Below are 15,639 nucleotides of genomic sequence, written 5' to 3'. Positions count from 1 at the left end.
TCGCGTTACAAAGGCAAGCCGTCGATCGATCGAAGAAGCTTCTCTGCGCCGTGACGGACGACGTCATCCGTCGGGAGACCAGTTTCCGCTTCGGTTTTGTCGATCTCATAACGGACTTCGGCGTCGCTCAGTCCATGCGTATTGAGTGCAATGCAGGCCACCCGCGTGGGTGCGAACGTACCGCCTGCGTGCGCAACGGTTTCATACATGTGAATTACGTCGTTGAGGTGCGGGATCTTGGCCCACTCCGTAAACCGGATGTGCGTTCGATTAGACTTGTGGACCAGAACCATGTGGGTCGCTTGCGAGCCACGAAGTAAAGGGAGCGTAGCGGTAGAGGCAGGGTTCAAAAACGAACCTTGCCCTTCGATCCATACAACATCATGCCCTTTGGCGCACTCGATCACTTCCTGTTGAACTGCTCCTCCGGCGAAATCGATTCGGACCGCATCGAGTGGGATTCCGTCCCCCGCTAACATGATGCCGGTTTGTCCCGTCGCCATGAACTTAGAGCGAATCCCGCGAGATCTTGCGGCGCGGTCAAAGGCGATGGCTGCCGACATCTTGCCAATCGACATGTCGGTTCCTACAAAGAGAACGCGTTGGCATGGAAGGAGCCGAGCAGACCCATTGGCGACGCCTAGCCCCTCGGGTTCCTGCCGGATGTCCCAGATCCATTGATTCGGTCTGAGCTTGCTCGACAAGCGTGCATCGTCATTCAGCTTCACATGAAGCCCATTCAGCACATTCATACCCCCTGCGACCGCATCTTCGATATCGCAAAACCATTCTTCGGGGAGTCGCCCCCCTCCCGGGGCAATTCCGATAGCCATCGTCGAGGGTTTGTACGCGAGAGATTCTTTACCCGAAGCGACGATGGGAATCGGTTGGTCGAGAGGTATGCCAGTGATTTCCCGGAGATCCCCCCCCGCATGCTTTTTGTCGATTACGACCACGACTCTTTCCGGTGCAAATCGAAGCATGGCCAAGCCTGTTTTGCCTCGATCCGAGGTCAAACCATCGTGCATGAGCAGAGCGAGTTGATCGTCGGCGCGGTACAGCGGGTGCCTAGGCATACTGAATCCCTAATCCTGGAGTGTCTTGATTAACCAAGTAGCCGTTCTCGAACGGTTGACCCTGCGTTGGGTCGTTGCTGATGTTTAAATGACTGTCGAGGTCGATGTAGTCGATAAGTGAAGCCAACTGGTGTGCAGCACCATTCCCCAAGGCGATGTTGCCGTAACAACCCACCATCGTTTGCAATCCCATCGTCTTGGCGATCGCAATCATGCGCATCGCCTCGGAAAGGCCACCTACTTTGGTGATCTTGATATTGATCCCGTCGACATAGGGTCCCCAGGTAAGGACGTCCTTCGCAGACCTGCAGCTCTCGTCGATGAAGAGAGGGAGCTCGCATTGGCCGTGCAGATCTCGCAGCATTTCAACTTGATCGACCGGCAACGGCTGTTCGATATGAATCACTCCTTGCTCTCGAAGCCAACGAGACATCGAAATCGTCGTGGCGACATCCCACCCTCCGTTCGCATCCACACCTATGTAAGCTTCTGGAGGGGCGATCTCTTTGATCGCGCTCAGCATCGCCTTATCGGCTTCCATCCCTGCTGGGGATCCGAGCTTGACTTTGATGCCTCGAATGACACCCAGTTCATGCCACTTTCGCAATCGTTCCTGCGCACCCTGCGGTGTATTGATGCCAACGGTCACCGAGACGGGACCCTTGGCGAGCCTCTCTAACCCCAGCAATTTCCAAACGGGAAGCCCGACGGATTTACCCATCCAGTCGTACAAGGCCATGTCGATTGCCGCGCGAACCGATGCACCGATCCCTTCACGACGCAATCGAGTTTCCACTGCCCATCGTTGCGTTGCATGCATCGTCCCAAGCAGTTGGGCGGCAGTTGCAAGGTCTCGCTCGATCTGCTCGATGGACTCGCCATGTCCTGGAATTTCAAACTCGGCTGCTTCACCAAGCCCGATGATGCCATCGCATTCGATTTCGACCACGCAACTGGTCGAGCCCGCCGAGCTTCCCCGGCTAATCATCAGCGCCACCCGTTTGGTCAACTCGTAGCGGCGAAAGCGAAGTGAAATGGACATAGTCTTGAGATGCGCGATCGAACGAAGGAAACTCAACTCCTAATGCGGCCTAAAGCTTACCGAAGCGCACGGAAATAGCCTAGCTGCATCTGCTTTTTAGGATCTTTGTCTTTAGAATCCTTATCGGCCGATCTTCATCGCAATCCACTCCTTGAACCAAAGGTGCAAATCTCGCAAGGCTCCTTGGTTGGGAATGAAGTCCAGCACAGTCAGTGGTTCCCCTCGCGTTGAGGACTGGTAATCGCTCGCGATGCCATCGGCGATAATCCCTCTCGCTTTCGCCAACTGGAGCGCCCGGGGAAGATGCATCGCGCTGGTCAAGATAGCGCACCGCTTACCGCGCCACCATTCTGGGTGTACTTCCAACTCATCCATTTCGGATGAAGTGTTTTGACCTCCGATAAACAAAATCCTATTTTCGGGCACTCCTAACTCCTTCCAGAGTTGGATCGTTTGCGACGTTGGTTTGTCTTCGTCTTCAAACTTTCCAGCAAAGGTAGACTGCATCGTCAAGACATCTCCTGTCGTTACCAGAAATTCGACCAAACCGCGATGGAACAATCGGGCTGCCGTCGCGACTCGATCGCCTGCATCTCCTAGTTGCGCGTTACCGTCAGGCCGCTTCGCTGTCCCGCCTCCCAACACGACTACATAGTCATACGATGGAATCTCTTCCCATGAGCGAGCATCTCCTCGCGACTCCCACTCCCGTAGGATCGTGTCCTTCGTGTAGTTGCACGACACTAGCCACAGTAGAATGGCCAAGCATCTTGCGATCCGCGAGACGCCCTTTTGCCCCCGTTTTGCCATCACGCTACCGATCCAAAGCAATCCGAAAAGGGTGATATAAATGGGCTGTGTGTAGGCAGTGAGGACCTTTTCAACCACCGACTTTCCGCCTGTGCTCGCGGCGATGATCAACGGGATCGCGACAAGGAGACTGCTAGTTTGAATCAAGCTCCCGACCCAATCCATAAGTGAAGCGTGGGGTGGGTTGTCGCGAGGGGGAGCGGCCTGCGTTACAAGGGGTCGATTCATGCCATCTGATTTCTGTTCTTGGTAGAGTCCTACTATGCCGTCGTCTTACTAGGCCGTCGTCTTGCTTTACTTCTCAGGCAGCTTGATGACTCCCTGCCAATCTGCAGGGGGAGTTCGACCATGTTGGGCAATGAAGACGGTTAAAAAATCTTTCACTCGATCTTCAGCTGGAACTCCATGAAGCAATCGGAACGCTTCATTCCAATCCCCCGATTGCAGGCGGTCCAAGGCTTCTTCGTAAATAGCGATGTGCTCGTTTTTCAGGACAGGGTCTCGGTCTTCAGGCGGAAGCAATTCGCTCACGGTAAGGGGAGAATTACTCCCGACAGGTAATACCCTGGCGACTCGTCGAACGCGTGCAAAGGAATGGTAGTCGAGCCGATGAAGATGCGCAGCGGTCGTCTCGTCGATCAGAATCGGTGCACGCAGTTGTTTCGTCATACTCTCCAATCGCGATGCCAAGTTGACGACTGGCCCGAAAACGGTCACCTTCACTTGATCCACCGTGCCGATCCGTCCCGCAACCGCTCGCCCCGTTGCAATGCCGATCCCAGCTCGAAACCCCGCCAACGGGTGCGACTTGATCGCCGAAGCGGCTTCGAATTCGGTACGGATCGCGAGTGCAGCCTGAGCAGCGCTTAGCACACTATCCTTTTGAGGAAGGGGCCACCCCCAGAACCCCATAGCGGCGTCCCCGTGAAAGTCCCCCACAACACCGTTGCTCGCCAGGATGTGATGCGTCATAACTCCCAACGCGTCGCTGACTCGCTGAAGAAGCTCCAGGAGCCGATCGCTCGACTCCTCGCTTTGCCGCGTGAAGCCCCGCAAGTCGCAGAAGAGGACCGAGACATCGACCTCTTTAGGGGCCAGCACATCATCGGGGTGCTGAGCCGCAAGTGCTTGTTGGACCACCGGTGCGAAGAATGGGCGCAACGAATCCTGCCGGCGTTGAAGCAATCGCATTTGGCGCAGCGAGCTGAGAGTCGTCGCGGTTAGCTCTGCAAACTTCAAATCATCCTGCAGATCCAGCTCAAAGGCCGCCGTCGCATCTCGAAACGGTTTGTGAGGAAGGAGCGTGGTAAAGTCCCCTGCAACATAAATCGCCCAGCCGGGGCAAGCTTCGCTGAGGATCGGCGTGCAAAACGCCCAATCGACATTCTCGCTCTGCGTGTAACTGGCAGCGTGCGACGTGGATGTTCCGTGCGCCTCGGCAGAGCGGCTCCAAATATGTAAAGTACTTTGCTTGGTTCGAATCGCTTGTTCAATCAAACGCGCTGAGGGAGAGAATTGGGCTCCTTGGGTGCTTCTCGCGTCCCAGTGCAGGAGCCGGACTCCTGCCTCGGTCAATTCGCCAAAATGGCGGCTCGCCGAATCGAAGGTCGCACTGCGAGACCGGAGCGAGAGACCCGATTCCGATTCGCCGGTTGATGCAGGTGCGGCGGGAAGCGAACGCGTGTCGGCAATCAAAGCTACCAACGCCGCTTGCGGGATGCCTTGCATCAAAACATTTACCACCCGAACGCATAGTTCCTCATCGGTGCTGCTACCCGAAATGATTTCTGGTAGTCGGCTCAAAACATCGATCCGACGATCTGCGTCTCGGTATCTTGTTTGACGCAGGAGGGCAGGTGCGTAGCTCAACTCGGTGAGGGCAGGTGGTTCATCGGATTGCGACATGACACGAATGCGTTGGTCGACCAAACTAAAGGTCGTCAGACCGATCACGAAATGCTCACCGATGCCGATATCGAATTCGTCCTTCCGAAGACCTCGGTAAAAGATGGGGTTTCGAGAATCAATCAGCTTGGAAATCTCAAGCCTCTTTCCATTCCAAACCAGTTTCGCATGGTTGCGAGAAATGCGATCATCCCAAGGCACGGACCAACCGACTGCGGTCCGGCCAAGAATGATCACGCTACCGGCCCCTTCGGTTTTGGGAAGGGTTCGACGCCAACGGTCTGTAGGTGCAGGGCCTTGGGCGATCAAATCTGGCATCGCAAATTCACCATCCAACTGTTTTCGGTTCTTCAACCAACCGGAATTCATTCACTTCGAGAAGTGGTCTATCATAAGGTAGCTCCGACGGAAGACCTAGCCATTCCCTGCAGTTAATGAATTCCCGCAGCGAACAAAGTCCTCGATGACCATTCCCCCTCCAGCAACACCGAATCCTGCAACCATGGAAAGTGAGTTTGCGAACCAACAGATCGCTTGGATGCACCAGATCGATCAATGCTTGAGCCACATCTGGATGGTGAGAGCTTTTCTCAAACACTCCGAGGAAGCGGCTGAGGATGATGAGCTTGCGGAAGTCCATCGCGAACTTTACGACTATATGCTCGCCCTGGGCCCCTCCCTCGACCGAGGGGACGCCTCGAAATACTTGCGAATCGCGCAAAAGAAATTTTCCAAACTTCGAAAGAGCATGGAATGGTTTGTGGAATTCCAACCCGAGATCTCAGGGCACATGAACTTTCGAATGGCCGCCAAATCGCTGCAATTGGCGGTCGGCCAGATCGATAGGATGCTTCGCGAGGTGGACGTCTTCCAATCCGCCCAGGCGACTGGTTCCACCACGTCGACGCACGCTCATAAGGATGACGAAACCGATGAAGGTGATGATTTTCCGCTGTCGACTTCCGACTCTCGCGACGATCGATAGAAGGTTGGCCGATACAATCTCATCGAGCGACACCCTTTGCCCCCGGGGTGAATGTCCATTTTAAAATGATTCCAGTCATCCACGAACAAGTGCCACAGTGAAGTCCGATCCGAACAAAACCGATACAGGGTCTAGCAAGCTGGAGTTTGAGGCGATCGGCCCCTATAAAGTCATTGGCCTTCTCGGGCAAGGAGGTATGGGAACGGTCTACCATGCGATGCATGTGAAGTCGGGGGAGCAAGTCGCCGTGAAGGTGATCGCGTCCGCCATGGCGCAGCATCAGCGGTTCCGTCGGCGATTCGATGCCGAAATCCAGACCTTGGTCAAACTGAAACACCCTGGAATCGTGCAGCTCATCGGTTTCGGCGAAGAGAGAGGACTCCTCTTCTATTCAATGGAATATGTCGAAGGAGAAAACTTGCAGCAGTTGCTCCGCCGAGAGAAATCGATTCCTTGGGAACGTGTTATCGATATGGCGATCGAGGTTTGTTCCGCCCTCAAGCATGCTCATGACTTTGGAATCATCCACCGCGACCTGAAACCCGCGAATCTGATGATTACCACCAAAGGCTCCGTAAAGCTTACCGACTTTGGCATCGCAAAACTCTTTGGAGCGTCCGAGGCGACCGTAGAAGGCTCCGTCCTTGGCACGGCCGACTTCATGTCGCCTGAACAAGCGGAAGGGAAGCCGGTAAGCGTTCGAAGCGATTTGTATGCTCTCGGCAGTGTCTGCTACGCGGCACTCACCGGACGCGCTCCATATCAAGGGAAAAGTATCCCTGAAGTCTTGTTCAATGTCCGCTACGGAACCTTCCCTAAAATTCAAGAACTGGTACCGAAGGCCCCCGCCGAGCTTTGCAAACTGATCGAGGAACTCCTGGAACGAGAACCATCGAAACGCCCCCCTACGGGACTGGTCGTCGGAAATCGATTCCAGTCCCTCCGCGTCGGCTTGAAGCAGCGCACCCAATCTGCGTTGCCTCCTACTGCGGAGGGAGTTGACGCAGGAAAACTCAAGGAACTCACCAGTATCGATTTGGACGAAAGCTCGTCGCTCCTCGGAGGGATCAAGGGATTGGTAGACCAGACCGTCATACGCGATCCGTACCAACCCGACGCAAAACAAATCGAATCACCGGAGTTTTCCAGCGACAATCTCCCGAGAGGAACGAGGGAGGCATCCAATGTGATCGGCCCACACGACAAAACGATCGTTCAATCTTCGTTGCCCCAGAATCCTTCGCACGCCGGAGTACCTGACCGACCCAGCGGTATCGATTTTATGGGGAAAACATCGTTTACAGAAGTCAACGATGACGATCGAAGACGGTCGGCCACAACCTTTCAAGCGCCCGTAGAAGACAAGTCGCCTTGGGGGCATTGGGTGGCGATCGGTACGCTTGCCGCCACTTTGATAGGGTGCATCGCATTGTTGATTTACATGTTGCAGGCTCCTAGCGCCGACACACTTTACAAACCGATTGCGACCGCTATTCAGCAGGACGAGGAAGAATTGTGGTTGGATGCCGAGGACTTCGCGATTCGGTTTCGGGAACTTTATCCGAACGATGTGAGGATCGGCGATGTCGAAGGGGCGATCCAAGAAGCCGAATCGATCCGCAGCATTCGGCAGCTGCAACGCAAAGCGCGCCGTGGGATCGCTGACCAACTCAGCGCGATCGAGCAAGCGTATTTAGAGTGTGTCAAAGCCCAATCGCTCGGGTCGCTGGAGGCGGGGGCCAAGCTAGAGGCTTTCCTCGTCTTGTTCGGCGCTGATACATCGCTAAGCCCTCGCGAACAGACGCTCGTCACGCATGCGAAGAAGTCGTTGGACGAACTCCGGGCTTCTCAAAAGGTGACGGCGAACGAAGCCTACAGATCTCTAAAGGAAAAGATGGACTGGGCCGATGCCCATCTGACCTCGGGTGCGAAGGCCAAGTGGTTGCAATCGATGACAGAACTTTTTGGCGACAAAGCTTGGGCCAAAGAGCTACTCCGTCGCGCCAGTGATGAGTTGACTCGGGGCGAAACTAAACCGTCGGAACAGCCGTCCACCGAGCCCTAAGCGAGCGGTCCGTTCGCCGCCCGAATCCACTTCAACCGAGAAAGTTCGAAAACCCCATGGGGATCGTCAGTGTCCAGCAGTTAGGGAAGCGTTATGGGGAGTTTTGGGCGCTGCAAGACTGTTCATTAGAAATCCCGGACGGATCCGTTTTCGGGTTGTTGGGGCCCAATGGCGCAGGGAAGACGACCCTCATACGTTGTTTGCTGGGATTCATTCGACCCAGCCGAGGAAAAGCCTGCGTGGAGGGCTTTGACTGCGAAACCGAGTCGCTGCAGGTGCGAGAGCGTGTGAGCTACCTGCCAGCGGAAACCAAGCTCTTTCGAACGATGAAGGGGAAGGACTGTTTGGAGTTCTTCGCCAGCATCCATCCCCGCGGCGACTTGGGACGCGCGAAATCGATTGCGGACCGATTGGGGCTCAACCTGACCCGACGCGTCGCGTTCATGTCGACTGGAATGCGGCAAAAGCTTGCGATCGCATGCGTCCTGAGCTGCCAAAGCCGTGTGATCATCTTGGATGAGCCGACCGCTAACTTGGACCCCACCACGCGCCAGACCGTTCTCGAATTGACCTCGGAAGCGAACCAGCGGTTCGGAGCAACGATCGTCTTCTGCTCCCACGTCATGTCGGAGATTCAGGAGATCTGCCAATACGCGGCATTTCTGAAATCGGGGACGGTCGTGGAAACGGTGCGGCTCGACGCGATCGAGCCGGTCCATCGAGTTCGGTTCAAAACATCTACCCCTGAATCGGCTTCACGACTCTTCCCGGGGAGCAAGCTCTCGGTAGTGGGCTCCTCTATCACGGTCGAGCTCAAAGGAGAGTTAACACCTTTTCTTCCTTCGCTGCAATCTCCAGACCTACGAGACATGACAATCGACCTGGCATCAGTGCAGGTGATTTATGATCGTGTTCATAACCTTAGCTGATTTGGATGAGGGGCGGTTCGCAGAACGAAGCGATGGAAGCCGGTTTCGAACCTGATAAAACGCTGGGCGTCCACTTGGCGGGGAATAAAATCTCCCGATCTGGAACTTCTTGAGTCAAACTCTCTCTAAAGTTGGGATTTCCGGAAAAATCGTTACGGATGGCGCATCTTGCGGAGCGCATGAAACGACTGGTTAATTTGGGCGGTCTAGGCAAGATCGCGATTGAAAACCGGTCGGACGCCAAGTAACCTCACAATACGGGAGTTTAGAGGGATGTTCCGTATCTATCTAATTTTCCCGCCTTGCCATTCCTTTCTAGTCAACGGTGGAAGAATCAATGACTGTTTCGCCAAAGCGTCGCCTTCGCGGTTCTAAGGATTTTAAGCGTACCGACAAAGCCCTCGATCGCAGCTGGCTTGTGCGTTCCCTTAGGATGGAGTGGCTTGAAAAGCGAGAGTTGATGGCCGCCGACGTTGCCATGTTCCAAAACCCGTTGATCGCATACGACGTCGACGGGGACTTCGCTGTGTCTCCTTTGGACGCGTTGACGGTGATCAACCGGATCAATGAAGACGGAACCGGGTCGCTTCAAGGGCAGTCGCCTGGAGATAGCGACGGGTTCATCGATGTCGACGGTGACAACTCTCTATCCCCGCTCGACGTGCTGGGAGTTATCAACTACATCAACCGTGGGGAAGGCGAGAACGGCCCCATGAAGCTGGCGGCGGTTCGCTATGAATTCTACCGCGTCAATGCGGATGGATCGCTGGGCGCGTTGATTCCTGACGCCAATCCTGCGACGACAGAACCGGATGCGGTCATTGGCACCGGCGAGCGAGTCGTGGTTCGAACCACCATGGCAGACCTTCGTTCACCTGCGACGACGTCTACCACAGCGCGAGGCGTTTTTAGCGCCTACCACGATTTGAATTTCACCAATGCAGACCAGTCGGCTGACGAGCGTCTCCAGCTCCAGTGGAGCGACTACTACCGCATCTCGTTCAGTCCGTTGGTTTTCGGGGGTAGTGTCACCTTCCGATGGGGCGATAAGACCGCGACCGTGACACCGACCCTTTCGGGTGGAGCGATAAGTGCGAGCGGTACATTGGAAGCGGTTCGAACGGCGATGAACAGCCTGTTCGGTGCTGAGAATGTACGTGTGAACCCGACCGATCCGTTTACCCCCGGTGTTTCCGTCATCAACCCAATTTACGAGGTGCACTTCCGGGGCGGTTTAGCACGGCAAGACCTGTCTCCCAACCTCGTGATCGACAGCAGTTCCCTCAACGCACCGAATGGAGTCACGCCGATTACTTTGGTCGGCGCCCCAAGTCTTGATCCTGAGTTGGAAGTGATCACGCGGGCGGCATTGAACCACAACATTGATAACGGATCGATCGTCAGCGCGGGAGTTCCCTCGCCTATCGTTCGGTATACCAATGGTCCCGCTGGTGCGCTCCTTGACTCGACCAGTGCTACCCGAACCGTTAATCGCTTAGGCGGGTTTGCGAATGTGACCTCGCCGCAGGACCCTGAGGTCGCTCAAAGATATTTGGGTGTAGTGGATGCGATGTTTTTGGGAGCGGGGCAGGGCACGATCCTTTTGAATGGCTCGATCACTCCTATCGCGACCGGTGCATCGGGTAATAACCTTGGGATCGCACTTTTCGGTAACGCCGGAGATCGCGCTGAGTACTTGACCGCCGAGCAAGTCGTCTTGCCGACCGGTACGATCACGATCATCGATCGCTTGAGCGCTGTATCCGATACTTACACTTTCCAAGAAGACCTTGGCGGAATCACCCCTCCGACCATCATCCTCAACAGTCCCGGCGTGCTCGATAACGATGTGAGCCGGAACGAGGCAGGAGCCTTTGTCCCTGCACTGCAAGTTGGCACCGTGATTACTTCGGTGGAGGCGATTGTCGGTGGATCGGCAACCCTCGTGTCGAGCGATACGCAGATTCAATTCTCCCCGACCCCGGACTTCAACGGTCAAGCGATTCTCCGTTACAACATCCGCAATCGGCTTGGTGACACAGCCACCGGTACCGTCACGATCAATCTCACGCCGGTCAACGATCCCCCTCGGGTCATTGGAAGCACTTTCAGCACCACGGAAGATATCCCAACACCTGGCTTGGTTTTGACTCCGTCGCAAGTCTTCGTGGCGGGCCCTGCCGATGAAGTTGCAGCACCAAATCCTCAGACCGTTTCGTTCACCGCGGTCAGGTCCACCCCAGCCACCAACGGATCCGTTTCGTTAACGGGTGGCAACGTCGAATATATTCCTGCTGCGAATTTCTTTGGTACTGCCACATTCGTCGTCGATGGCCAAGATAGTGCCGGAGCGATGACGACCAACATTACGGTCACCGTTACGGTTTCTCCGGTAAACGATGCGCCAGCTGTCGTGACCACGACTTACACCGTCGCAGAAGACAGCTCGGTGACGATCAATCCATCGCAGATCTTCACTCCAGGTCCAACAAACGAATCCTCGCAAACCGTCACCTTGTCCATCGTCACTCCTCCTGTCGCTGCGACCGGAACGGCAACGGTCAATGCTCAGGGGCAACTGGTTGTTACACCGGCTCCGAACTACTTTGGGGTGATGAGCATTCGTGTTCGAGGAACCGACAATGGGACGAGTCCCGATAACCAGAGCACCGAGACCGACCTGACGATCAACGTGACATCCGTCAACGACGCACCGATCGCAGTCGACGATACCGGAGCGGCTCGCTTCACGGTATTGGCACTCGGAACGCCGACAGAGCTAAATGTTCGCCAAAATGACTTGGCGGGTCCTCCTCCCGAGAGCGAAGCCATCACGGTAACTGCTGCGACCACCCCGAATATCGGTTCGGTATCGGTCCAGAATGGAACTGTATTCTTCACCGCTCCGACCGATCCTGCCGTATTTGGCCAAACAGCGCGATTCAGTTACACACTTCGCGATGAAGCTGGACTCACCGATACCGCAGACGTGGAAGTCTTGATCCTCCCGCCGGCATCTCCTTACGCGCTCGATGATGACTACCGAGCGAACGCAGCACTTCAGATCAACGAGAACGATAACGGAGACGAGTTTACGTTCGACGTGCTCGCCAACGATTTTTCTACGCTTCCTGCCACGCGAGCCCTTACGGCGGACCCCGTCCTCGTGAGTGGTGAAGGCGTCTTGGGCCGTTCTGGAAACCTGATTACCTACCGTCCACCTGCAAATTTCTTTGGCGAAGTAGTATTTACTTACGAGATGACGGACGGTGACACGGTTGTCGAGCCTAACGAGCGACGTCTTGCGACAGCCACCATCAATGTGGTACCTGTCAACGACGCACCGATCGCGGAAGTACGGACTATTGCGGGTGTCGAGGACACTGCGCAAACCATTACAGCAGCCTCGCTGAACCTGAGTTCTGGGCCTCGCGAGTCGGACACGCTTCGATTTAACGCTGCAGCACTGGTGGACCCCACCAGCGGTACAGTGACGCTGGACAATGGCAATATCCAGTTCTCTCCAGCCTTGGATTTCTTTGGCCCAGCTGTGATTCGCTACGTGGTAACCGACAACGGTACACCGAATCTCCCTTCGGCTGAAAGCTTCATCACGATCAACGTAGCGCCTGTCAATGATGCTCCGGTCGCCGTAGCTGACAGCGTGTCCACAGCGGAAGACACGAGTTTGACGATCACGATTAGCAATTTGCTAAGCAATGATCGCCCAGGTCCCGCCAACGAAGGCAGCCAGACGCTCACATTTACTCCAGTTGTAGGAACCGTGAGCACGACGAACGGCACGATCCGTCAATCCTTGGTCGGTGGCGAAGACGTTTTGATTTACACCCCGAACGCAGACTTCAACGGATCGGATAGTTTCACCTATCAAATCAGCGACGGACAATCGACGAATTCGACTGCATCGGGAACCGTGAGCATTCGAATCACCGAAGTCAACGATGCTCCGACTGCCGACACCATAACGAAGAGTGTCTTCGCAGGTGTGGCTACGGTGTTTGACGTTACCCCCGAGTTGGCCGCGATGTTCAAAGGGGCCGCGAACGAAAGCGGTCAAACCCTGCGAATCGTAAGTGTCACCCAGGGAAGCAGTCCGCTTGGAACGTTGGTACTCAACGCAAACGGAACCTTGACCTACACTGCACCGCTCGGCACGGAAGGTCGGGAGACATTCTCCTTTGTGATCGAAGACAATGGGACCACCAACGGCGTCGCCGATCCCAAACGAGCGACAGGTTCCTTCAATGTCGATATCCTTCCCTTCATCCCCAGCAGCTTCCGTGGGTTCGTCTACGTTGACGATAACACCAACGGGGTTCTGGATGACAATGAGTTGCGAATCGGTGGGGCAGATGTGACCCTCACGATTGCTGCTGATCCGAATATCCCTGGCTCTACCGCGGTCCAACGCAAAGCGGTAACCGAGGCAGATGGTAGCTACAGCTTCGATCTCCTGCCTCCAGGTGCCTACTCAGTTTCGTATGTTGTCCCCATCATGACCGTCGACGCTCCCGGGGCCAACTCGGTGACACGAACGGTGGTCGCTCCGGGTGACGTCAACGAAGTGGTGAATTTCGGTGTGCTCGGTGTGACGGCTCGCTATTCCCATATCCTGGAAAACCTTTCGAACAACTATTACCTCCGAGACGGTGAGTTGCGAACGAAGGGGATTTATGCCGCGATTGGGGCCGATGGCAAGTCGGAGTGGACGATCGCTCGCGGGGGTTTTGAAGGGGATTCTTTCCATGAAGTCGTCCTCAGCGATGATGGAACCAAGGCCTATGTTACGGCAGTTCGCGGACCGAACCATGAGGTCTATACCGCAACTCTTTCGAAGAATCAGTTTGTTCAAACCATCGATTCCGATACCGGTGCACGCATCGTTCGGGTCCTGGCACGCAGTTCCGATTTGAGCTGGCAACGAGTCGACTTGGCAGCACCACCAGTCAGCGTGGCGTCCCCCAAGTACCTTGATGCCGTGGATGAATTGTTTGCCACCGAAGGCTGGTAATTCCGCAGGGAAGACCGAATAAAACGTTGATGATTCGAAGAAGCGAGGTGATGAGCCTCGCTTTTTTTATTCCCTAAAACCCATACATTCCTAGAAATCGTTGCAAGTATTGGGGATTTCCGAATCGATGCAGATGGGAGAGACCGCTCCGGAACTGAACCCAGCGCATGATGGAGAAGCCCTCAACAAGCCTTTTCCGGAGCCTGTCAACTGTGAGTGTAGGTTCTCTCGCCAAGCCCGATTCCGACTTGAGCACAATCGATCCTAGAAGCACGCCAACCCAACTCGCCCAAGACTCACTCGCATCCGGTCTGGCCTTTATGCTCGTCGCGAATGTTGGGCAGCGCGCGATCGGTTTCTTTCGCAATCTCAGCTTTTGCAAATTTCTCGATGAAGGTGGGCTCGGACTTTGGGCCCTCGCCAGTAGTTTCCTATTGCTCGCAGCCCCTCTTGCCGTTCTCGGATTGCCTGGCACCTTTGGCAAACTGATCGAGAGCTACCGTCTTCGGGGGCAGTTACGCAGTTTTTTGCTGCGAGTCATTCTCGTCAGCGCGACGGGTGTGGCTTTCGTATCGACGTTGCTCCTCGCCGCCAACCGTTCATCCAGCACTTGGATCTTCGGTGCTGAAACCGGCCTGGGGGCGATGAGTATTCTTGTAGTCGCTTTGCTCAGTGTAGTGTTGTTTAACTCTGCTACGGAGTTGTTGAACGGACTTCGAAAAGGGCGTGTCGTCTCTGCGATGCACACCGTTAACTCGCTCAGCTTTACCTTATTCAGTGTCGCAGGACTCTGGTTTTGGTCGGATTGGCGGACCATTCTGCTCGCCTTTGCAGCGGCCTCGCTTTGCGGATTGCTACCTTCCGTGGGCAGCTTGATTTGTGTTTGGCAGGAGACTGGGAGTGCATCGAAACGGCTGTCGCACAGTGCGATGTGGAATCGTATAGTCCCTTTTGCATTGAGCATATGGGTTATGAATCTTTTGTCTAACCTGTTCGATGTCGTCGATCGTTACATGCTTTTGTATCTGGCGCCATCGCAGGAAATCGGCACAGCGTTGGTCGGTCAATTTCACAGTGCGAGAATCTTGCCACTTCTATTAACGAGCTTAACGATGATGTTGAGTTCGCTCCTCCTTCCCTACTTGGCAGCGGACTGGGAGAGTGGCAATAAGCACCGAGTGAAGGAAGCTCTCCAGCTCACTTCGAAGCTTTCCATGGGATTCTTTTTTCTGTTATCGATCCTTTCTTTGGCCATTGCCCCGCCGCTATTTCACCACTTTCTCGAAGGTCGATTTAGCGAGGGATTGGCGATCATGCCGATGGCTTTGGCCCACTGCTGTTTCCTGGCCACTGGGACACTTCTCCAGAATTACTTTTGGTGCATCGAGAAAGGACGAGTGGTCGGGTTTATTCTGGCGATGGGGCTAATGGTCAATGTGGTTCTCAACGCTTGGTGGGTTCCCATTTACGGGCTAGAGGGGGCGATGGCTGCGACCGCGTTGGCTGGGGCGTTTATTCTCCTCTTGACTTGGTGGTCCCTGTCTTGCCATGACGTCGGATTGGATCGAACCAGCTTTGTCCTGAGCCTACTTCCCGTCGTTCTCCTGTTAGGGGCGTTGCCATCGATGTGCGTTGCAGCGGTGTTGCTCGTTTTGACCAGTCGCACTTCTGTCATTCTAGGGCGAGACGAAAAAAGGCGTATCGACGAGGCGATCCTCCCCCAACTTCATCGCCTCGGGTTACCCATCCGAACTTTATGGCACATCGGTTAGAATCCTTTATCCATCACCCAACT

At 55.1% G+C, this 15,639-nt stretch carries 9 protein-coding genes; 5 read left to right on the top strand and 4 right to left on the bottom strand.

Features of this window, described 5'->3' with window-relative positions:
• Positions 1 to 5 precede the first annotated feature (5 nt).
• From SH467x_RS07105 to SH467x_RS07090, 4 genes are all read right to left on the bottom strand, one after another.
• Positions 6 to 1,076 (bottom strand): N-acetyltransferase DgcN family protein, encoded by a 1,071-nt coding sequence (locus SH467x_RS07105; RefSeq protein WP_482370579.1) that lies wholly within the window; start codon positions 1,074 to 1,076, stop codon positions 6 to 8.
• Positions 1,069 to 2,118: a dipeptide epimerase gene (locus SH467x_RS07100; protein ID WP_482370578.1), complete on the bottom strand. Its 1,050-nt coding sequence runs from the start codon at positions 2,116 to 2,118 to the stop codon at positions 1,069 to 1,071. The genes SH467x_RS07105 and SH467x_RS07100 overlap by 8 nt, the downstream gene beginning before the upstream one ends.
• A gap of 120 nt (positions 2,119 to 2,238) precedes the next feature.
• Positions 2,239 to 3,156, bottom strand: coding sequence for a YdcF family protein (locus tag SH467x_RS07095; RefSeq protein ID WP_482370577.1), 918 nt, complete (start codon positions 3,154 to 3,156; stop codon positions 2,239 to 2,241).
• Positions 3,157 to 3,222: 66 nt separating this feature from the next.
• Positions 3,223 to 5,151 (bottom strand): adenylate/guanylate cyclase domain-containing protein, encoded by a 1,929-nt coding sequence (locus tag SH467x_RS07090; RefSeq protein WP_482370576.1) that lies wholly within the window; start codon positions 5,149 to 5,151, stop codon positions 3,223 to 3,225.
• 145 nt (positions 5,152 to 5,296) lie between these two features.
• Here SH467x_RS07090 and SH467x_RS07085 point away from each other — a divergent pair, with 145 nt between their 5' ends.
• The 5 genes from SH467x_RS07085 (at position 5,297) to SH467x_RS07065 (ending at position 15,616) form a co-directional block, all read left to right on the top strand.
• Complete coding sequence (locus tag SH467x_RS07085; RefSeq protein WP_482370575.1) at positions 5,297 to 5,818, top strand: hypothetical protein; 522 nt, start codon at positions 5,297 to 5,299, stop codon at positions 5,816 to 5,818.
• Between the two features lie 97 nt (positions 5,819 to 5,915).
• A complete protein-coding gene (locus SH467x_RS07080; protein WP_482370574.1) occupies positions 5,916 to 7,883 on the top strand; it encodes a serine/threonine-protein kinase in 1,968 nt (655 codons plus the stop codon).
• 56 nt (positions 7,884 to 7,939) lie between these two features.
• Positions 7,940 to 8,812 carry an ABC transporter ATP-binding protein gene (locus tag SH467x_RS07075; RefSeq protein WP_482370573.1) on the top strand — a complete coding sequence of 291 codons (873 nt, stop codon included), beginning with the start codon at positions 7,940 to 7,942 and terminating at the stop codon, positions 8,810 to 8,812.
• Between the two features lie 337 nt (positions 8,813 to 9,149).
• Positions 9,150 to 13,844 (top strand): tandem-95 repeat protein, encoded by a 4,695-nt coding sequence (locus SH467x_RS07070; protein ID WP_482370572.1) that lies wholly within the window; start codon positions 9,150 to 9,152, stop codon positions 13,842 to 13,844.
• Between the two features lie 212 nt (positions 13,845 to 14,056).
• Positions 14,057 to 15,616 carry a lipopolysaccharide biosynthesis protein gene (locus SH467x_RS07065; RefSeq protein WP_482370571.1) on the top strand — a complete coding sequence of 520 codons (1,560 nt, stop codon included), beginning with the start codon at positions 14,057 to 14,059 and terminating at the stop codon, positions 15,614 to 15,616.
• Positions 15,617 to 15,639: the final 23 nt, after the last annotated feature.

The sequence above is a fragment of the Brakhagea slesvicensis genome (genome assembly GCF_052161625.1).
In the GTDB taxonomy this organism is placed as follows: Bacteria; Planctomycetota; Planctomycetia; order Pirellulales; family Pirellulaceae; genus JBKCUI01.
This window is presented reverse-complemented; position numbering and strand designations above follow the sequence as displayed.